Origin of the sequence: Asanoa sp. NPDC050611, assembly GCF_040654855.1 — a bacterium.
Taxonomy (GTDB): domain Bacteria; phylum Actinomycetota; class Actinomycetes; order Mycobacteriales; family Micromonosporaceae; genus Asanoa.
Genome location: NZ_JBFAIU010000136.1, coordinates 1 through 18718, shown reverse-complemented (window position 1 = coordinate 18718; position 18718 = coordinate 1). Strand labels below are relative to the sequence as shown.

General features: G+C 72.1%; 18 protein-coding genes and 1 pseudogene. 5 read left to right on the top strand and 14 right to left on the bottom strand.

Features of this window, described 5'->3' with window-relative positions:
* From AB0H87_RS21430 to AB0H87_RS21400, 7 genes and pseudogenes are all read right to left on the bottom strand, one after another.
* Window positions 1–299, bottom strand: a pseudogene (locus AB0H87_RS21430) (hypothetical protein); the annotation flags it as partial.
* A gap of 37 nt (window positions 300–336) precedes the next feature.
* Entirely contained in the window at window positions 337–1290 is a 954-nt protein-coding gene (locus AB0H87_RS21425) for a LamG-like jellyroll fold domain-containing protein (RefSeq protein ID WP_360148135.1), read from the bottom strand.
* Between the two features lie 10 nt (window positions 1291–1300).
* A complete protein-coding gene (locus AB0H87_RS21420) occupies window positions 1301–2038 on the bottom strand; it encodes an ABC transporter ATP-binding protein (protein WP_360148132.1) in 738 nt (245 codons plus the stop codon).
* A complete protein-coding gene (locus tag AB0H87_RS21415; protein WP_360148129.1) occupies window positions 2028–2756 on the bottom strand; it encodes an ABC transporter ATP-binding protein in 729 nt (242 codons plus the stop codon). The genes AB0H87_RS21420 and AB0H87_RS21415 overlap by 11 nt, the downstream gene beginning before the upstream one ends.
* Window positions 2734–3804, bottom strand: a complete 1071-nt coding sequence (locus tag AB0H87_RS21410; protein ID WP_360148126.1) for a branched-chain amino acid ABC transporter permease — start codon at window positions 3802–3804, stop codon at window positions 2734–2736. The genes AB0H87_RS21415 and AB0H87_RS21410 overlap by 23 nt, the downstream gene beginning before the upstream one ends.
* Window positions 3788–4675 (bottom strand): branched-chain amino acid ABC transporter permease, encoded by an 888-nt coding sequence (locus AB0H87_RS21405; protein ID WP_360148123.1) that lies wholly within the window; start codon window positions 4673–4675, stop codon window positions 3788–3790. The genes AB0H87_RS21410 and AB0H87_RS21405 overlap by 17 nt, the downstream gene beginning before the upstream one ends.
* A gap of 7 nt (window positions 4676–4682) precedes the next feature.
* The gene (locus AB0H87_RS21400; RefSeq protein ID WP_360148120.1) at window positions 4683–5912 is read right to left on the bottom strand and encodes an amino acid ABC transporter substrate-binding protein; all 1230 of its coding nucleotides are present in this window, start codon (window positions 5910–5912) and stop codon (window positions 4683–4685) included.
* A gap of 125 nt (window positions 5913–6037) precedes the next feature.
* Between AB0H87_RS21400 and AB0H87_RS21395 the strand changes: the two genes are divergently transcribed.
* On the top strand, window positions 6038–7069 hold the full coding sequence (locus AB0H87_RS21395) for a LacI family DNA-binding transcriptional regulator (protein ID WP_360148117.1): 1032 nt from the start codon (window positions 6038–6040) through the stop codon (window positions 7067–7069).
* Here AB0H87_RS21395 and AB0H87_RS21390 read toward each other — a convergent pair.
* Together AB0H87_RS21390 and mgrA are read right to left on the bottom strand one after the other, a co-directional pair.
* Window positions 7066–8787, bottom strand: a complete 1722-nt coding sequence (locus AB0H87_RS21390; RefSeq protein WP_360148114.1) for an Hsp70 family protein — start codon at window positions 8785–8787, stop codon at window positions 7066–7068. The genes AB0H87_RS21395 and AB0H87_RS21390 overlap by 4 nt on opposite strands.
* A 23-nt stretch (window positions 8788–8810) precedes the next feature.
* Window positions 8811–9857 carry an L-glyceraldehyde 3-phosphate reductase gene (mgrA, locus tag AB0H87_RS21385; RefSeq protein ID WP_360148111.1) on the bottom strand — a complete coding sequence of 349 codons (1047 nt, stop codon included), beginning with the start codon at window positions 9855–9857 and terminating at the stop codon, window positions 8811–8813.
* Between the two features lie 93 nt (window positions 9858–9950).
* Here mgrA and AB0H87_RS21380 point away from each other — a divergent pair, with 93 nt between their 5' ends.
* Window positions 9951–11759, top strand: a complete 1809-nt coding sequence (locus AB0H87_RS21380) for a sensor domain-containing diguanylate cyclase (RefSeq protein WP_360148108.1) — start codon at window positions 9951–9953, stop codon at window positions 11757–11759.
* Here the strand turns inward: AB0H87_RS21380 and AB0H87_RS21375 are convergent.
* Both AB0H87_RS21375 and AB0H87_RS21370 read right to left on the bottom strand, forming a co-directional pair.
* A complete protein-coding gene (locus AB0H87_RS21375; RefSeq protein ID WP_360148105.1) occupies window positions 11756–12694 on the bottom strand; it encodes an LCP family protein in 939 nt (312 codons plus the stop codon). The two genes, AB0H87_RS21380 and AB0H87_RS21375, sit on opposite strands and share 4 nt — an antisense overlap.
* Before the next feature lie 562 nt (window positions 12695–13256).
* A complete protein-coding gene (locus AB0H87_RS21370; protein ID WP_360148102.1) occupies window positions 13257–13940 on the bottom strand; it encodes a DUF4386 domain-containing protein in 684 nt (227 codons plus the stop codon).
* A gap of 85 nt (window positions 13941–14025) precedes the next feature.
* On the opposite strand from AB0H87_RS21370, the gene AB0H87_RS21365 reads away from it, so the two are divergent.
* Window positions 14026–14682 carry a TetR/AcrR family transcriptional regulator C-terminal domain-containing protein gene (locus tag AB0H87_RS21365; protein ID WP_360148099.1) on the top strand — a complete coding sequence of 219 codons (657 nt, stop codon included), beginning with the start codon at window positions 14026–14028 and terminating at the stop codon, window positions 14680–14682.
* Between the two features lie 26 nt (window positions 14683–14708).
* Here AB0H87_RS21365 and AB0H87_RS21360 read toward each other — a convergent pair whose 3' ends face one another.
* The 3 genes from AB0H87_RS21360 to AB0H87_RS21350 form a co-directional block, all read right to left on the bottom strand.
* The gene (locus AB0H87_RS21360; RefSeq protein WP_360148096.1) at window positions 14709–15812 is read right to left on the bottom strand and encodes a hypothetical protein; all 1104 of its coding nucleotides are present in this window, start codon (window positions 15810–15812) and stop codon (window positions 14709–14711) included.
* The gene (locus AB0H87_RS21355; protein ID WP_360148093.1) at window positions 15754–16344 is read right to left on the bottom strand and encodes a SigE family RNA polymerase sigma factor; all 591 of its coding nucleotides are present in this window, start codon (window positions 16342–16344) and stop codon (window positions 15754–15756) included. Before AB0H87_RS21355 ends, AB0H87_RS21360 begins: the two co-directional genes overlap by 59 nt.
* 71 nt (window positions 16345–16415) lie before the next feature.
* Window positions 16416–17330 carry an AraC family transcriptional regulator gene (locus AB0H87_RS21350; protein ID WP_360148090.1) on the bottom strand — a complete coding sequence of 305 codons (915 nt, stop codon included), beginning with the start codon at window positions 17328–17330 and terminating at the stop codon, window positions 16416–16418.
* Window positions 17331–17404: 74 nt separating this feature from the next.
* Between AB0H87_RS21350 and AB0H87_RS21345 the strand changes: the two genes are divergently transcribed.
* Both AB0H87_RS21345 and AB0H87_RS21340 read left to right on the top strand, forming a co-directional pair.
* A complete protein-coding gene (locus AB0H87_RS21345) occupies window positions 17405–18346 on the top strand; it encodes an SDR family NAD(P)-dependent oxidoreductase (RefSeq protein WP_360148087.1) in 942 nt (313 codons plus the stop codon).
* 24 nt (window positions 18347–18370) lie between these two features.
* Window positions 18371–18718 (top strand): winged helix-turn-helix domain-containing protein (locus AB0H87_RS21340; RefSeq protein ID WP_360148084.1); only part of this gene is annotated, 348 nt, incomplete at its 3' end.

Here is an 18718-nt window from a genome sequence, read left to right as displayed (position 1 = left end):
TCGACGAGGTAGAGCTTGCCGTTGAGGTCCGGGACGGCCCGGCGGCCGGAGCCGTCGGGCAGCTCCATGATCGTGTTGATCCGGGCCTGCCGCATGAGCCGCGCGTCGGTGGGCGCCGGCGTGGGCTCGGTCTTGGGGAACGAGGCGTACTCCTCGAGCACCAGCCCGAGCCGGCTCTGCACCTGCGATTCAGGGACCGGGTCGTAGATGGGGTCGGCGGCTTGGGCGGGTGACGCGACGAGCAGGGACAGGACGAGCGCGCCGGCGGTTAGGCAGGCTGTGGCTAGCGGTCTGCGCACGCGGTTGACTCCGTTCTCAACGGGACGGCAGGGCGCGTCAGCGCCCACGGACCATGTGCCGGTACTGCTTCTCGACGTCGCGCGCCGAGACAACCGTGTCGAGGAACATCAGCGAGTCCATCCGGCAGTCGCACGGGTTCTGCTCGCGGGTGTCCTGCGGGAAACTGCCACCGATCTTGATGCCGCGCGGGTCGGACGCGGTGGTGACGTGCGGGCCGGGGCCGTTGACCAGCCACGGGTCGTCGGTGCGGGTGTAGAACCCGGACAAGGGCTGACCATTGCGATAGAGCGCCAGCGTCCCGTCGGCGAAGTTGAACGTCGCGGCCAGGTGCACCCACTCGCCGCGCGGCAGCACGGCCTGCCACGGCTGGTCGGCCGCGAACGTCTGCGAGTTGCCGCCGTCGATCCGCCGGCCGAGCGCCACCAGCCGCAGCTCGCCGTTGACGTCGATCAGCTCGAGCAGCGCGCGCACGCCGTGCCCGTCGGAGTCGCCGGTCAGCACCCCGGCGAGGCCGATCGCGTTGAACCGGTCGGCGGGATCGGCGGTGTTGGAGTTGAGCGCCGGCGCGTCCATGTCCACTTTGAACCAACCCATCACGGTGGTACCCGCGACGGCGTTGAACGGGCGCAGCGTGCGGACACCGGGCTGGCCGTAGATGCCGGCCTTCCAGTCGTCGTTGCCGGCCACCGCCGGGTCGACCTGACGGGTCTGCAGGGCGTTGCCGCTGCCGCGGTACGCGCGGTCGCGTACCCGCATGTCGGCACCGCCGTTGACGAGGTCGATCTCCGTGCCGGAGCGGCCCTGGTCGCGCTCCAGCGCGGAGTCGCCGCGCGCCGGGTGGTCGAAGTCGTAGTAGGCGACCAGGTCACCACGCAGGGACGGGTGGACGTCGCCCGGCCCGTCGTTGCTGGCCGAGGCGGGCAGGGCGGCGGTGCCGGCGATCAGGCCGGCGGCGAGGACGGTGGCGGTGGCGAGGACGGCTTTCCGCATGGGCTACCTCCTAGCGATGGGGTTCGGCGGGACGGCCGCCGAGGTAGAGGTCGGCTAGGGCGGGGTCGGCGAGCAACTGCGCCGCCGGACCGGAGATGTGCACGCGGCCCAGGTCGAGGACGCAGCCGATGTCGGCGGTCTCCAGCGCGCGCCGGGCGTTCTGCTCGACCAGGAGCACGGCCGTGCCGGCGTCGCGCATCCGGACGACCTGCTCGAAGACGGTGGTCGTGGCCTTCGGGTCGAGGCCCATGGACGGCTCGTCGAGCAGCACGACCTTGGGGTCGACCATCAGCGAGCGGGCGAACTCGACCTGCTTCTGCTGGCCGCCGGAGAGCAGGCCGGCCAGCGTGGTCCAGCGGTCCGCGACCACCGGGAACAGGTCGCGGACGAACTCCGTGCGGGCGGCGACCCGGGCCTTGTCCCGGATGGTGTACGCGCCGAGGAGCACGTTCTCCGCGACGGTCATCTCGGCGAACACGCTGTGCCCCTGCAGCACGTGTGCGACGCCACTGGCGAGCATCCGTTGCGGACCCTGGCCGGTGACGTCGACGCCGCCGACCCGGATCGCGCCGGAGCGCGGCGCCAGCAGGCCGCTGGCCACCTTGAGGACGGTGGACTTGCCGGCGCCGTTGGGGCCGACGAGGCAGACGATCGTGCCCGCCGGCACCTCGACGGTCAGTCCACGTAGGACCGGCGCGGCGCGACCGTAGCCGGCCTGCACGTCGACGAGCTCGATCTCAGACGCCAAGGTAGGCTCCCAACACGCGCTCGTCGGAGCGGATCGCCGCCGGCGGGCCCTCGGCGATCGGCCGGCCGCGGTCGAACACCACGATGTGGTCGCTGATGCTCATCACCAGGTCCATGTTGTGCTCGACGATGACGAACGTGCGGCCCTCGGCGTTGAGCTCGCGGACCAGCGCGCCGATCCGGTCGAGCAGGGCCGGGTTGACGCCGCCGGCCGGCTCGTCGAGCAGCACGGTCTCGGGCTCGCTGTTGAGCACGCCGGCCAGCTCCAGCAGCTTCTGCTGGCCCCACGAAAGGTTGCGGGCCTCGACGGCCGCGAGGTGCTCGATGCCGAGCTTGGTGAGCCAGCCCCGCGCCCGGTCGACCTCGGCCCGCCCGCGGGCGCCCCGGAACAGGTTGACGCCGTGCGGGCGGGTCGCGGCGAGCACGTTGTCGAGCACGGTCATCCGCGGGAAGACCCGGCAGAGCTGGAACGTGCGGCCGAGCCCGGCGCGGGCGATCGCGTGCGGCGTGCGGCGGGTGATGTCGGCGCCCGCGTAGCTGACCCGGCCGCTGTCGGGCCGGATGAGCCCGGTGACGCAGTTGAAGAACGTCGTCTTGCCCGAGCCGTTGGGCCCGATCAGCGCGTTCACCTTGCCGTGCCGGAAGCTCACGGTGGTCTGGTCGAGCACCACGTTGCCGCCGAACGCCTTGGTCAGCTCAACCGCTTCGAGGCTGCGCATGCTGTTCACCCCCGACGCGCTGCGCCGCCAGCTCGGCGGCGGTGACTTCCCGGATGGAGCTGTCGGTCGTGCGGTCGAGGCGGCGCAGCAGGGCGCCGATCGCGGGCAGGATGCCGTCGGGCATGAACAGCACGACGAGCGCGAGCAGGACGCCGGTGGCGACCAGGTGCAGCGGCGTGTTGCCGAACTCGACCTTGAAGTATTCGAGCGCCGAGCCGACGACGAGCGCGCCGACCAGCGGGCCGAACAGGTTGCGGACGCCGCCGAGCAGCGCCATCAGCACCATGTAGGAACCGGTCAGGATGGAGAACTGGAAGATGGGGTCAAGGTCGCCGAACCAGAGCGCGTAGAGGCCGCCGGCCAGCCCGGTGAAGAACGCCGAGACCACGAAGACCACCAGCTTGTACGCGAACGTCGGCGTACCCAGTGCCTCGGCCTTGTCCTCGTCCTCCCGGATCGCCTTGAGCCCGAGCCCGAAGCGGGAGCGGTCGATCAGCCACCAGACCAGCAGCGCGATCGCGAGCAGCGCGAGGAAAAGGTAGAAGAACACCCGGTGGTGCTCGGGGCGCAGCATGCCGGGGAACGGGCGCGGCACGTTGAGCCCGCGCGAGCCGCCGGTGAACGACGCCCAGCTCTGGAAGACCAGCAGCGTGACGAGCACGAGCGCGATCGAGACGATGACGAACGAGGCGCCGCGGACGCGCAGGGCGGCGTACCCGATGGGCACCGCCAACGCCGCGACGAGCAGTGCGGCGGCGGCGAGCGCGACGAAGCTCGGCAGCCCGGCCTTGGTGACCAGCAGGCCGGTGCCGTAGGCGCCGAGCCCGGCCAGGGCGCCGTGGCCGAGCGAGATGTAGCCGGTGAAACCGCCGACGAAGTTCCAGCTCGTGGAGAGCACCGCGTAGTTGAGCACCACGATGCCGACGGACAGGAGATAGGGATTCGGTGCGATCGACGGGTACGCGAGCGCGACCGCGGCGAAGGCGGTCAGCGCGACCGCACCGGCGATGCGGCCCGGCGTCACGAGCCGCTCAGAAGCGCTGGGCAAGGCGACCTCCGAAGAATCCCTGCGGCCGCACCGCGAGCGTCAGGAACAGCGCGACGTAGAACACGGTCTGCGCCCAGGTGGTGCCCAGCTCGATCTGCAGCAGGCTCTGCGCCAGCCCGAGCAGCATCGCGGCCGCCGCGGCGCCCGGCACGCTGCCCAGCCCGCCGACCACGATGATGGCCATCAGCGGTCCGATCCAGTGCCAGTGCAGCGAGGGGTAGATGGTGGTGTCGAGCGACAGCGCGGTGCCGCCGATCGCGGCTGTGGCCAGGCCCAGCCCGAAACCGAAGCCCGCGACGCGGTCGGTGTCGATGCCGACCAGCCGGGCGGCGTCGCGGTGCTGGATCGTCGCCCGCAGCGCCCAGCCGAACGTGGTGCGCTTCATGACCAGGTAGAGCGAGAGCAGGGCGACGGCCGCGAGCCCGAACGCGATCAGCTTGACGACCGCGATCCGGGCGCCGAACAGCTCCAGGCTCGCCGAGCCGTAGCCGAGCTGGATGCGGCGCTGCGTGCCGGAGAACACGTAACCCAGCAGGCCCTCGATGACGACCGCGATCGCGAACGTCAGCAGCACCGACATCATCGTGAGCGTGACCGCCCGCAGCCGGGCCAGCAGCAGCCGTTGCAGCAGCACCCCGCAGGCGAAGAACAGCGGGACGGTCACCACCATCGACAGCAGCGGGTCGATGCCCAGCTCGGTGTGCGACCACCAGGCGAGGTAGGCGGCCAGGATGAGGAACGCCGAGTGGGCGATCATCACGACCCGCATGATTCCGAAGTAGAGTGTCAGCCCCGCCGCCAGGAGGGCGTAGAGCCCTCCCAGCAGCAGGCCGAGGATGACGCTCTGGAAGAGCAGGGCGCCGGACGGCATGGTCAGCTCACCAGGCCGGCTTCGGGTAGACGAGGTCGGCTTCCTTCGCGTCGGCCGGCAGCACGATCTTGATCTCGCCGCCGACCCACTGCTGGATCATGTGCGCGCCCTGCGGCTTGCCGGTCTCGTCCCAGGACAGCGGGCCGACGACCGTCTCGACCTTGTTGGCGCGTACCCAGTCGACCAGCTTCTTCTGGCACTCGCCCTGCTCGGCGCAGCCGGCCGCGGTGATGGCGGCGGCCACGACCTGGCCCGTGGTGTAGGCGTTGGCCTCGTCCTCCTCGGGCGGCGACCCGAACTGCGCCGTGTATTTCTCGACGAACTCCTTGTTGCTCTCGTACGGCGCGTCCTGCGTGTAGCCCGTGGGGGACAGGATGCCCTCCGTCTTGTTGCCGATCGCCGCCGCGAACTCGGGGCTGGTCGGCGCCGTCGAGAAGGCGGCGAGCTTGGGCTGGTAGTTGAGCTGCTGCAGGGCGACGATCAGGTTGACGCCGTCCTGGTACTGCGAGCCGCCCACCACCATGTCGGCCTTCGACGTCGCGATCTTCGCGGCGATGCTGCTGAAGTCGGTGGTGTTCGGCGGGTAGACCTCGTCGACGACCGTCTTGACGCCGGCCGCCTCGAGCTTGGCCTTGAGGCCGTAGGCGGTGCCCTGCGCGAACGGGTCGTCCATCGCCGCGTAGGCGACCGTCGTCGGCTTCTGCCCGGCCGGCAGCGCCAACAGGTGTTCGGCGAGGTGGTTGTAGTGGTCGCTGGCCACCGCGGGAGCGGCGTAGAACAGGTTCTTGAAGCCCTGCTGGAAGACCTCGGCGGCCGCGCCGGCCGGCTCGACGAAGAGCATGCCGTATTCCTCCGCCACGCGGGCGGCCGGCACGACCAGGCGGGTCGAGAACGGACCGACCACGATGTCGACCTGGTCGCTGCCGATCAGCTGCTCGTAGTCGGCCACCACCCGGTCGGCGTTGGACTGGTCGTCGAGGACCTTCAGCTCGATCCGGCGGCCGAGCAGGCCGCCCTTGTCGTTGGTGATCTTCGCCCAGGCCTCGTAACCACGTTGGACACCCTTGCCGGGCTCCGAGAAGTCCCCGGTCAGCGGCAGGGAGATCCCGACGACGATCGGCTCGTCGCTCGAGGCCTGTTCTGGTTCGTCGCCGCCGCAGGCGCCGAGCGCGAGTGCGAGGATCGCGCCGACCGCGGTGGCCCATCTGGTGCGGTTCGTTGTCGTGCGGGTCGTCATCTCCGGACGCTCCTTCGAGCCGGGGACGGAAGCGCTTGCGAAAGCGCTTTCGTAGCCTAGGCTGTGTCCTGCACCACTGGCAATAGTCAAAGGTGTCGCTGCTTCGATGTCCGCCGGGAGCACACATGCCCAAGCCTGGTCCACGGTTGCGGCTCGTCGACGTCGCGGAGCGCGCGGGCGTCTCGCTGGCCACCGCGTCCCGCTCGCTCACCGGCCGCGACGGCGTCAGCGAGGAGGTCGCGAGCCGGGTCCGCCAGGTCGCGGCCGAGCTGGGCTACGTCGCCAACCCCTATGCGCGCACGCTCGCCGGTGGGGCCAGCTCCTCGGTGGGGCTGGTCGTGCACCAGGTGGACGACCCCTACTTCTCCGAGATCGCGGGCGGGGTCATCCAGGTCGCCGGCGAGCAGGGCCTGATGGTCCAGATCTGCCACTCGGGCCGGGACCCGCACTACGAGCTGCGGCAGATCCGGCACCTGATCGCGCAGCGGGTCGGCGTCATCGTGATCGCGGGCTCCGGCTACAACGACCCGCGGATCGAGGCGGAGACCAGGGCGGAGCTGACCGCGTACCAGACACTCGGTGGCCGGGTGGCGGTGATCGGCCGGCACGCGCTGGGCGTCGACGCGGTGCTGCCCGACAACGAGGCGGGCGGGTTCGCGCTGGGTGCGCACCTGTTGGACCTGGGGCACCGCCGGATCGCGGTGGCCGCCGGCACCGGGGGACTGACGACGGTCACCGACCGGATGGCGGGCGTACGCCGGGCGGTGCGGGAGCGCGGCCTCGACCCGGACTCATTGCCCGTGGTGCACACGGACTTCACCCGCGACGGCGGCTGCGCGGCGACGGAGCGCATCCTGCGCGACCACCCCGACACGACGGCGATCATCGCGCTCAACGACGCGATGGCGATGGGCGTCCTGTCGGTCCTTCGTGGCCGAAAAATTTCGGTGCCGAAGCGAATGTCGGTGGTGGGCTTCGACGACGTCTCGGTAGCGGCTGACCTGGCGCCGGCGCTGACGACCGTGCGGCTGCCGATGACCGACATGGGCCGGATGGCACTGGAACTGGCCCTCAAGCCGAAGTCAACCCGGGCTCGCCGCCGCCCGACGGGCCACCAGCTGGTCGTCCGCGACTCCACCGGCCCGGCACCGCGCTAGCCGACCCTGGTGTACTCCTCGGACGCGGCGCTGTAGTAGTAGCGCAGCGTCTTTCCGTCGCAGCGGTATTTCGCCGGCTCCGTGTCGAGGTCGAGCGCGCCGGAGTTCTGGCGTGCGCCGTTGCGGTAGTACACGTACGAGCCCTTCGCCGCGATCCCGCTGATGTACTCGTATCCGCCGTCGTGCAGGACGTTCGCGGTCACGACGCCGCGGTACACCAGCCGCCACTTGGCGCCGCGCACGGTCGCCGTGTACTCGGCGCCGGTGTTGAAGTCGTTCGTCACCCGGCCGTCGGCGCGGTACGTCACGATCTTGCCCGCGCCGCCGTGGAACTGGACGTCGTTGCCGTCGATGCCGTTGGTCAGGGTCGCGGAGGTCAGGCGCCACCGACCGAGTACACACGGATCCACCTTGGACGAGGCGGAGGGCGACGGTGACGGAGTCGGGGGGCCGGGCGAGGACGCGGCCGGCGCCGGCACCGGCGCCTTCGTCGGCGCCGCGACGCCCGGGTCGCGGCCGTCGCGGCCGCCGATCGTGGGCGCCAGCGCGAGGCCGGCCACCAGCAGCACCGCGAGCGCGAGCCCGGACCACAGTGCCACCCGCCTGCGCCGGCGGGGCACGACCACCGCTGCCGGCGCGGTCGGCACCGCCTCCGGCGCGTCCAGCGCGCGCAGGCTGCCCTCGGCGACGACCAGTTCCGGCTGGTCGACCTGCGTCGGTGCGATGCCCAGCTGACGGTGCAGTGCGGTCCCGGCCGCGGGCATGCGGCTCGAACCGCCGGCCAGATAGACCGCGCCCAGCTCGCGGTCCGCGATCCCGGCGGCGGTCAGCACGGCCCGGGTCGCCTCGACGGTGCGGGCGAGGATCGGCGCGGCCAGCTCGTCGAGTTCCTCACGGCCGAGCGGAACGTCCGCGTCGATCAGCGGGACATGGACGAGCGTCGTACCCGCGCGGGAGAGCATCTCCTTGCCCGTGCGCACGTTGTCCCAGAGCTGCCGGCTGGCCCGCCGGTCCGCGACGTCCGTGGGGCTCGTCAGCCGGCGCCAGGCGGCCTCGTCCCGCCGGCCCGCGGTGGCGCCGAGGTGGGCGATGATCGCCGCGTCGATGTCCAGGCCGCCGCAGTCGGCGAGGCCCTCGGTCGCGACCGTCTCGAACCCGGTCGCGTGCCGGCGCACCACCGACGCGTCGAACGTGCCGCCGCCGAAGTCGTACACCAGCGCGCACTGGCCGACCGGCAGCGCGCGATCCGCGAAGAAGCTGGCCGCGGCGACCGGCTCGGCGACCAGCCGGACCGACGGCAACGTCCGCTCGGCAACGGCGCGCAGCAGGTCCCGGCGCCGGCTGCCCCAGGCGGCCGGGTAGGTCAGCGTCGTGCCGGTGACGGGCTCCGCGGCGACCCGCCGCGCCTCCTCGAGGACCCGGCCGAGGACGGCCCCGATCAGGCCCTCGACCGGCACCTCGCGCGGGCCGAGCAGCACGGTGCCGTCGTCGATGCGCCGCTTGGGTGTCGGTTCGAACCCGGCCGGCATCGACAGCGCGAGGTGCAGCGCGTCCCGCCCGACCACCAGCCGTCCGGCCGGGTCCAGACATACGGCGGACGGCAGCAGCGGCGAGCCGTCGAACAGGATCGTCCGCGCCGGCTGGCCCTGGTCGGCCAGCACCGCGACCGTGTGTGACGTGCCGAAGTCGATGCCCAACCGCGCCCCGTGAGCGTTCACGGAGCAACCGTATCGAAGATCAGCTAGCCCGCCTGCGACGAGCGGGCCCAGATGTTGAGGTCCGACTCCGTGGCATGGCGGTCGATCTCGGCGAGCTCCGCCGGCGTGAAGTCCACGTTGTCCAGTGCCGCCAGGTTGTCGTCGAGCTGGGCCACGCTGCTCGCGCCGATCAGCGTGGAGGTCATCCGCTTGTCGCGCAGGGTCCAGGCGAGCGCGAGCTGGGCCAGCGACTGGCCACGGCCCCGGGCGATCTCGTTGAGCGCGCGGATCTTGCCGAGGTTCTCGTCGGTGAGCCAGCCGGCGTCGAACGAGCCCGGCCGCGCGGCCCGCGAGCCCTCCGGGATGCCGTCGAGGTAGCGGTCGGTCAGCAGGCCCTGCGCCAGCGGCGAGAAGCCGATGCAGCCGACGCCCTCCTGGTCGAGCACCTCGAGCAGGCCGTCCTCGATCCAGCGGTTGAGCATCGAGTACGACGGCTGGTGGATCAGCAGCGGCGTGCCCATCGCACGCAGGATGCGGGCGGCCTTCTCGGTCATGGCCGGCGAGTACGAGGAGATGCCGACGTAGAGCGCCTTGCCCTGGCGCACGGCCGCGTCCAGCGCGCCCATCGTCTCCTCGAGCGGCGTCTCCGGGTCGAACCGGTGCGAGTAGAAGATGTCGACGTAGTCGAGCCCCATCCGGGACAGGCTCTGGTCGAGGCTGGCCAGCAGGTACTTGCGGGAGCCCCAGATGCCGTACGGGCCGGGCCACATGTCGTAGCCGGCCTTCGTCGAGATGACCAGCTCGTCCCGGTACGGCCGCAGGTCACTGGCCAGCAGGCGGCCGAACGCCTCCTCGGCCGACCCGTACGGCGGGCCGTAGTTGTTGGCGAGGTCGAAGTGCGTGACACCGCGGTCGAACGCGCGCCGCACGATCGCGCGCTGGGTCTCCAGCGGCCGCTCACCGCCGAAGTTCTGCCACAGGCCGAGCGAGACGGCGGGCAGCTTCAGCCCGCTGCGACCGGTGCGGCGGTAGGACATCCGCTCGTAGCGGTCGTCGGCAGGGGTGTAGACGGAGGTTCCGATAGCGGGCATGCCCTCACCCTAGGCGTGGTGTCATGAAGGTTTGCGGGCCGGGCGACCGGACGGGAGTGGAAACTGGCACGCCAGGGTTGGCTGTGGGCGCTGTTGGCCGCGTTCGTCGCCGCGACGATCGCGATCGCGGTCGGCCCCGCGCCCGGTGCCGCCTCGTGGTCGACGCAGGCCGCCTGCGACCTGGTGTTCACGGTGCTGTCGTGGCGGCTGGCGGCGGACACCCGCCGAGCGCCGGGTGCCCGCCGGTTCTGGCGGGCGGCGACGGTGAGCGGCGTCATATTCACCGCCGGTGCGCTGCTCCGCGCGGTCGACGTGGTGGTCGAACCCGAGCGCAACAGCACCGCCTGGACCGCACCGTCCGCGCTGGCGACGATCGGCTCGGTGTGGTTGCTGTGCTTCATGTTGGGCCCGGTGCCGCCCGACGGTGGGCGGCAACGGCGCGCGTTGTGGCTCGAGGCCGGGACGGTGCTGGTGGCGGCCTGCGTCTTCGTCTGGACGATCGCGCTGAGCGGGGCAATGAAGGCCGAGTCGCACGAGCAGCGCGCGTGGACGGCGGTCGGCGCGATCGTCCTGCTGGTGTCCGCGTTCGCGGTCGTCCGGCTGCTGGTCACGGGCGTGGCCCCGTTCAGCACGGGCGCGGGCATCGCGATCAGCGCCGGTGCGGCGCTGCACGGTCTCGAACGCGCGCTGAACCCTCAGGTCGCGGGCGTCGACGACGCGCCTTTGGTGCTGATCGCACGGCTGGTGCCGCCCCTGCTGCTGGCGGCCGCGCCGTGCCTGGAGCTGCTGGGCCGGCGCCAGCCGGCGGGACTGCGCGGCCGGCGTGCCCGGCAGCTCGTGCCGCTGGCCGCGCTGGCCGCCACCCAGCTGCTGCTGGTCGGCCAGCTCGCCGACGAGGGCCTGACCGCGCGCAGCTGGGGTGCCGCGATGGGCACGGTGGTGATCGCGGCGCTGATCATCCTGCGCCAGGACATGCTGCTCGTGGACAACGCCCGGCTGGTCGGCCGGCTCGACCGGTCGATCGACGCGGTGCGCCGGCAGGAGAGCTGGTTCCGCTCGCTGGTCGAGCACTCCTCGGACGTGACGCTGGTGCTCGACCCGTTGGGCGTGGTCACGTACGTGACGCCGGCCCTGCGGCCGGTGCTCGGCCAGGACCCGGCCGGGGCGGTGGACCGCCGGGCCGGCGAGGTGCTTCGCCCGCGCGACCGCAGGCGCTTCGACCGGCTGCTGACGCCGGTGCTCGCCGCGCGGGCCGAGAGCGCCTCGTTCGAGCTCGAGGCGCGCCGGGCCGACGGCGCCGCGGTCTGGCTCAACGTCATCGCCACCGGCCGGGTGGCCGACCCCGCGGTGGCCGGCGTGGTGCTCAACGTCCGGGACGTCACCGACACGGTCACGCTGCGGAACCGACTCCGGCACGACGCGAGCCACGATCCGCTGACGGGGCTGGCCAACCGCGCGTTGTTCAACGAGCGCGCCGAGGCCCTGCACGACCCGCGATCCCGCGGCACGGGCAGTGCCGTGCTGCTGCTCGATCTCGACCGGTTCAAGGAGGTCAACGACCGGCTGGGCCACCAGGCCGGCGACGAGCTGCTGCGGGTGGCGGCCAGGCGGCTGCGGCGAAGCCTGCGCCCCGGCGACACGGCCGCGCGGTTCGGCGGCGACGAGTTCACCGTCATCCTGTCCGACACGACGGAGCGCGCCGCGATGGCCACCGCCCGGCGCATCGTCGCCGCGCTGGCCAGGCCGTGCGCGATCGGCGGGTACACCCTGCGACCCGTTTGCAGCGTCGGGGTCGCGGTCAGCACCGACAAGCCGATCGAGGCTCTGCTCCGGGACGCGGACGAGGCGATGTACGAGGCCAAGCGGCGCGGCTCGGGCACGCGCCTGTTCCACGAACGCTAGGTGTTCGCCGCCAGGTACTGCTGGACCGTGTCGTCCGCGACCGCCTGGAAGAGCGCCCTTGCCTTCGTCTTGTCGGAGAGCACCACGCTCTGCCCGTCGCGGTTGCCGGTGCCGGCCGTCGGGGTGCCCATGAAGGTCAGGTCCGCGCTGCGCAGGCCGCGCAGCTCGACCGCCGTGTCGACGAGGTCGAAGTCCTGGTCGACCGTCATCGACTTGGTCACCGCCTGCAGGAAGCCGTTGAGCTTCACGGGGTTCGCCAGCGTGCCGGTGCTCGTGGCCTTGTCCAGCAGTGCCTCGAGGAACTCCCGCTGGTGGCGTTCGCGGCTGAAGTCACCGTCGGCGAACTGGTAGCGCTGGCGCACGTAGTCGAGCGCCTCGGCGCCGTCGAGGTGCTGGGTGCCCTTCTGGAACGTCCGGTACGGCTTGTGGATCGACTTGATCGTCTTCTCGATCTTCATGTCCACGCCGCCGAGCGCGTCGGTCACCTTCGCGAAGCCGGCGAAGTCGATGAGCGCCACGTGATCGATGTGGACGCCCGTGAACCCCTCCACGGTCTGCACGGTCAACGGCGTGCCGTCCCACGCGTACGCAGCGTTGATCTTCGCCATGGTGTTGCCGTTCTGCCCGTCGGGGGAGGTCGGCACGAACACCCACGTGTCGCGGGGGATCGAGATGAGCTCGGCCTTCTCGTGGTCCTTGTCGACGTGCAGCAACATGATCGTGTCGGTGCGGGAGTCCGAGGTGTTGTCGGGGTCGCGGGAGTCGCTGCCGAGCAGGAGCACGTTGAGCGCGCCCTTGACGACGGGCGTGGGGCGGCTCTCCTCCGGGACGCCCTTGAAGGCGTCGGTGCGGGCCAGGTGCCCGTTGAGGGAGCGGGCGTACGCCCAACCGCCGATCCCGCCACCCGCGCCGAGCACCAGCAAAGCCGCCAACACACCGATCAGGATCCGTCGTGATCTCGGCCGCCGCATCCGTCCCAACCCATCCGTCACACCGGCACCACCACGGCCCCGGACGTGAAGGAGATTAATGAACGATTCTGTGAACTCCCTGGTCACAGCCTTGCGCTGTTGATCTCCGCGCGCCTCGGCGCACCGCCGCGGGCCGGGGGCAGCGTCACCGCGGCCGTTGCTCTCCGGGCGACACGGAACACCACCGCCGCAGGCCCGTGCCGGCGTCGCCACGTCGTTGGCCCTGCCGGCCGGTGCCGGCGTCATCGCGTCGCTGGTTTTGCGGCTGGCTCGGACCATCGCCGTAGGCCCGTGCCAGCGCCACCCTGCACCCCCCCGCCACTTCGGCGCCGGTTTGATATCCGTCGTTCGCGGCGCAACACGGGCCTGCCTTCCGCACCGGCCCGAGGCCGCCGTAGCCGCCCGGGTGTGCCGGGTCAGCAGGCGCGACCCGTCGGCGTGGCGGGCGGCGCGAGTAGGCGTGCCGATGCCGGCGGAGCCGCGCCGGTTGAACCGGACGAAGCGCCGCCGGTCGGCATGCGCGCGCTCAGGTCAGGGCCGGCTGCGGCGCAGGGCTGGGCGCTCGGTCCAGAGCCTCGCGGCGGACGCCGCGCACGAGTAGGTAGCCGACCATCCACAGCTCGCCGACCGTCGCCGGGTAGGCCAGGGCGTCCGCGGCCGTTTCGGCGCCGGGCACCGCGTAGCGGAGGAAGGCCGCGAGCACATAGCCCACGCCACCGGCGATCAGGATCCAGCCCAGGGTGCGGGGCATCCAGCCCGACGACAGCACGCACCAGCCCATCGGGATCAGCCACAGGCCGAAGAACAGGCCGCCGACGGACCAGAGGTGGCCGCTGATTCCGTAGAGTAGTTGGACCGTCGCGGCGTCGGTCGTGTCCAGGGCCGTGGCCAGCAGCGCCGCGCTGACCATGACGGCGACCGCGTTCACCAGGCCGAAGGCGGCGATCCCGCCGGCCGCGTAGCGGTTGACCCCGTGGAACAGCCGGTAGAACCAGGCCGCGGCCAGTGCCTGCGTGAGCACCGTCAGCAGCTCCAGCGCCACGCCCGTGCGGGCCAGCGCGGCATGGTCCAGCAGGTTGGCGGCGGTCGCGGCCGGGTCGTCGGCGACGTAGAGCCGCGACCGGACGAACAGGAAGCCCAGCCCGCCGGCGACGGCGAGGCACAGGTAGAACAGCCCGGTCAGGCGGGCCGTGCGGATCAACGGATGCATGGTCGCCACTCCTTCAGAAGAGCCTTACGTTGTAAGGTGCCTTACATGGTAAGGTGAACACACAACCCCAGGGAAGCAGCTGCCAATGCCGACATTTCGGGAGCCGCTCAGTCGCGACAAGGTGCTCGCGGCCGCGGTCGACCTGGCCGACGCCGAGGGGATCAAGGCGCTGACGATGCGCCGCCTCGCCACGGAGCTCGGGGTCGAGGCGATGTCGCTCTACTTCCACGTCCCGAGCAAGGACGCCCTGCTCGACGGCGTGCTCGACACCGTGCTCGCGCAGGTCACCCAGGCGTCCGCCGAGCCGGGAGGCGACTGGCGGTCACGGCTGCGGCAGCAGTTCCTCGCCGCGCGCCGGGTCATGCTGCGCCACCCGTGGGCGCCGGGCCTGCTGACCACACGGCGCGCGATCCCGGCCGTGGCGTTCGGCTACTACGACGGCATCGTCGGCACGTTGGTCGACGCCGGCTTCTCGCACCACCTCGCGCACCGGGCGATCCACGCCTTCGGCAGCCTGCCGTTCGGGTTCGCGCAGGAGGTGTTCAACCCCGCGGTGGCCGACGACGGCGCCGCCGAGGCCGACCTGGCCGCGATGGCCGCGACCCTGCCCAACCTGACGGCGATGGTCGCGCACGAGATGCACGACGCGACGGACCCGACCCTCGGCTGGTGCGACAGCCAGGTCGAGTTCGAGTTCACTGTGGACCTGCTCCTCGACGGGCTCGAGCGGCTCCGGGGCTGAGAAGCCCGGAGCCGCTCCGCACGCCCTCAGCGGACCGCGTCGGTGACCTTCGTCCAGGTGCTGTCGTTCGAGACGTCGCCCAGCGTGATGTGGTTCAGGATCTTCGTCATCTCGGCGTTCGACAGGCCGCGCGCGCCCTGGCTGACGACCTGCATCTGCACCTTGCTGTCGGGGGACCACCGGTTGCAGAAGCCCTGCAGGCAGCTGATCCCGGGCGACGGCTGCTGGTTGGAGTTCTTGGCCGGGACGACGTACAACGTGAAGGTCCCGGGCAGGTCGACGCCGTCGACGCCACCGTGCGGCGTGGTCAGGCCGGTCACCGGCAGTGCCGGCTTCCCGAACAGCAGACCCGCGTAGTCGCCGTCGCGGGCGGCGGCGATGCCGTTCAGCCCGGTCATCGCGTGCATCGACACCTCGCCGAGCTGGTAGCCGGCGGGCACGTAGCCGAGCTTGACCGGCACCCGGGCCGGTGTGGGCGCGGCGCCGCGCAGGCCGGCGGCCAGGTCCCGCAGCTGCGCCGCGGACGGGTTGTCGGTCTCGCTCGAGCTCGCGTCGATCACCGCCCAGGCGCCGGTGTCGTACTGCCAGGCCAACGTGCGGACGATCGCCATCCCGCGGCCCTGGGCGGCCAGCTCCAGACCCGGCCGCCCGGCGACCTCCACCGGGCTCGCCCCCACGAGCTTGCCCGGGTCGTACGCGCCGGCCCGGTACACGGTCAGGTACGCGTACAACGTCGGCCCTGACGCCGGGTCGCTCTCCTCGACCGCGCGGTCGTTCGTGGTCAGGCCCTCCGCGTACACCGGTGAGAGCTGGTAGGCCGTCGACACGTCGATCGGCGGCGCCACCCGCATCGGCCCGACCTGATAGCCCGCGACGGTGAACGTGAACGGGGGCGGCGCCGACACCGGCAGAGCCAGTGCGGCGGCGGTCTCCTGCGCAGGCGTAGTGGTGCCGCCCTGCGCGACTACCGTGGCGACGACGCCGAGCACCGCCAGAGCGGCCGTCCCCGACGCCGCCCAGCCTCGCGCGCGGCGGCGCCGCTGCACCCGCTTGCCCTGGGCGACGATCTCCTCAACGCCGTAGCGCGGCGGCGGCTCCGTGGAGACCGCCAGGTCCACTACGTCCTTCACTCGCATCTCTCCACGCTCCCGGTTCCGAAGTTTCGTCGAGGACCATGCCGCCGGCCGCCAGGGCCGCCCGTAGGTTGGCGAGGCCGCGGCTCGTCTGGCTGCGCACCGTCGGGGCTCGCACGCCGAGCACCTCCGCGGCCTCCTCGGCCGTCAGGTCGAGGTAGTAGCGGAGCACCAGCACCGCCCGCTGCCGGGCCGGCACGGCACGCAGCGCCGCCCGGACCCGCAGGCCCTCGTCCGTCTCGCCGATGGGGTCGGACGCGGCCACGTCGGGCAGCGCGTCGCCGGCCGACCGTTCCCGGCGCCACCACGGCCGCCGGGTCTCGTCGATCGCCGCGCGGACCACCATGGTCTTCGCGTACAGGTCCGGCCGGTCGAGCCGTCCCCACCGCGGGTAGAGCTTCGCCAGGGCGTTGGCCACCGCGTCCTCCGCGGCGTGCCAGTCCCCGCACGTGACGTACGCGAGCTTCCGGAGCGCCGTCATGCGCGACGCCACGAACTCGCGGAACCCGTCCTCGTCAGCTGGTTTCACCCGGCCGCTCCCTCCGACACCGAATAGAACGGTTGCCGGCACCTCGAGCGATGCACGGGATCCGCGTGATGTCAGTGGGAGTGCACCGCCGACCGGTAACCGGCAGGTGAATCGCCGGTTACGCGCTTGAACGCCACGCTCAGTGCGCTCTCCGATCCGTAACCGACGTCACGCGCGATGCTGGCCAGCGTGCCGTCGCCGCGGCGCAGGCGGTCGGCCGCCAGTTCGATGCGCCAGCCGGTCAGGTAGTCGAGCGGGCCCTTGCCGATGACCCGCCGGAACCGGCCCGCGAGCGTCGACCGCGATACCGCGGCGGCCTCGGCCAGGGCCTCGACCGTCCACCGGTCGGCCGGGCGGGCGTGCATCGCCCGCAGCGCCGGGCCGACCACCGGGTCCGTGAGGCCCGCCAGCCAGCCGGTCGCGGCCGCGTCCGCCGTCGCCAGGTGGAACCGCAGCACCTGGATCAGCATCACCACGGCCAGGTGCTCGGCCACGAGCGTCGCGCCGATCCGCGCCCGCCGCACCTCGCCGTCGATCCGGTCGATCGCCCAGTGCACGGCGTCCGCTTCGACGGTTTCCGCGGGTACGTGGATGACCGGCGGCAGCCCGTCGAGGAGCAGCGCCCGCGCCCGGTGCAGGAAGCTGAACCGGCCGCCGAGCAGCGTGACCTCGTCGGCGGTCCCGACCCGCGCGATGCCGTCCGTCGCGACCGCGAACACCGGGTCGGCCGGCTCCAACGGGACGTCGGCGGCGCTGGCCAGGGCGAACGGCACGGGGCGGGTGAGCAGGAAGCAGTCGCCCGTGGCCAGCGGGATCGGGTCGGACACGCCCTCGACCATGAGTACGCAGCGGCCGCGGCGCACGGCGTTGAACTTGACCCCGTCGAGCGGGTTGAACCGCAGGCCCCACCGCCCGCCGGCGACCATCCCGGTTGACAGGTGGCCGGTGGCGCCGATCAGGGTGAGGACATCTTCCAATGGATCCATGGTTGGACGCTCGCTAAAGAAGGCTGCACGCTGAACTATTCATCGTCCGACTTTCGCTTCATAGCCTAGCGGGCATGACTGAGTTCGATGTGCGTACCACCGCAGCTGAAATCCTCTCCGGCGTCGACCTGCGCGGCCGTCGCATGATCGTGACCGGCGGTGCCTCCGGCATCGGTGTCGAGACCGTGCGGGCGCTCGCCCAGGCCGGCGCCGAGGTTACGGTCGCCACCCGCAACCCCGCCGACGCGAAGCCGCTGATCGACGACGTCGCGACGCGGCCCGGCGCCGGTCGCGTCCTCGCCGAGCGGCTCGACCTCGCCGACCTTGCCTCCGTCGCCGCGTTCGTCGCCGGCTGGGACGGCCCCCTCGACGCCCTCGTCGCGAACGCCGGGATCATGGCGCTCCCGACCCGCCACCTGACGCCCGCCGGCTGGGAACTCCAGTTGGCCACCAACTACCTGGGCCACTTCGCGCTGGCGTACGGGCTGCACGACGCCCTCGCCGCCGCCGGATCGGCCCGGGTCGTCACGGTCAGCTCCGGCGCCCAACTGTCGTGGCCGATGGACTTCGAGGACCCGCACTTCGACCGCCGGCCGTACGAAGGCTGGGCCGCCTACGGCCAGTCGAAGACGGCCGACGTGCTGCTGGCCGTCGGGATCGCCCGGCGCTGGGCGGCGGACGGCATCGTGGCCAACTCGCTCGCGCCTGGCGTGATCCACACCAAGCTGCAGCGGCACATCGACCGGGCGACCATGATCGAGTTCGGTGCGATGGACGAGGACGGCGGCCTGCTGGTGCCCGACCACTACAAGACGCCGGAGCAGGGCGCCTCGACCACGGTGCTGCTGGCCGCGTCGCCGACGGTGGCCGGGGTGACCGGGCGGTACTTCGAGGACAACCGGGAGGCGCCGGTCGTACCCGGTGGACCGGGTACGGAGCATGGTGTGGCCGCGCACGCCATGGACCCGGACGCCGCCGACCGCCTGTGGGAGCTGGGCCTGCCGATGATCCGGTGACCCGGCGTCGGCTAGCGTGCCGGGGTGCCCGCTGTCGAGGTCCGGATCCTGGGCGCCATCGAGATCGTGGCTGGTGGCGAGGTCGCGGCCATGTCCAGCGCGCGGGCGCGGACGGTGCTCGCCGCCCTCGCGCTGCGGCCGGGCGTGCTGGTGCACAGCGACGACCTGGTCGACATGGCCTGGGGTGGCACGCCGCCGCGGACGGCGCCGAACCAGCTGCAGATCGCGGTGCACCGGATCCGCCGGGCGTTCGCGCCGGCCGGCGTCGACCCGCAGGCGCTGCTCGTCACGCAGCCGGCCGGCTGCCGGGAGGACCACAAGTCGGTGGCTCGGGGCTGTGCTGCCGCACCCGCGCGCTCGTCCGATCGGGTC

Bases quoted from the DNA above. Each gene is read 5' to 3' on its own strand.
- AB0H87_RS21370 (WP_360148102.1), bottom strand. From the start codon at position 13,940: ATGCATCCGTTGATCCGCACGGCCCGCCTGACCGGGCTGTTCTACCTG.
- AB0H87_RS21400 (WP_360148120.1), bottom strand. From the start codon at position 5,912: ATGACGACCCGCACGACAACGAACCGCACCAGATGGGCCACCGCGGTC.
- AB0H87_RS21405 (WP_360148123.1), bottom strand. From the start codon at position 4,675: ATGCCGTCCGGCGCCCTGCTCTTCCAGAGCGTCATCCTCGGCCTGCTG.
- AB0H87_RS21415 (WP_360148129.1), bottom strand. From the start codon at position 2,756: ATGCGCAGCCTCGAAGCGGTTGAGCTGACCAAGGCGTTCGGCGGCAAC.
- AB0H87_RS21425 (WP_360148135.1), bottom strand. From the start codon at position 1,290: ATGCGGAAAGCCGTCCTCGCCACCGCCACCGTCCTCGCCGCCGGCCTG.
- AB0H87_RS21350 (WP_360148090.1), bottom strand. From the start codon at position 17,330: ATGGATCCATTGGAAGATGTCCTCACCCTGATCGGCGCCACCGGCCAC.
- AB0H87_RS21395 (WP_360148117.1), top strand. From the start codon at position 6,038: ATGCCCAAGCCTGGTCCACGGTTGCGGCTCGTCGACGTCGCGGAGCGC.
- AB0H87_RS21345 (WP_360148087.1), top strand. From the start codon at position 17,405: ATGACTGAGTTCGATGTGCGTACCACCGCAGCTGAAATCCTCTCCGGC.
- AB0H87_RS21365 (WP_360148099.1), top strand. From the start codon at position 14,026: ATGCCGACATTTCGGGAGCCGCTCAGTCGCGACAAGGTGCTCGCGGCC.
- mgrA (WP_360148111.1), bottom strand. From the start codon at position 9,857: ATGCCCGCTATCGGAACCTCCGTCTACACCCCTGCCGACGACCGCTAC.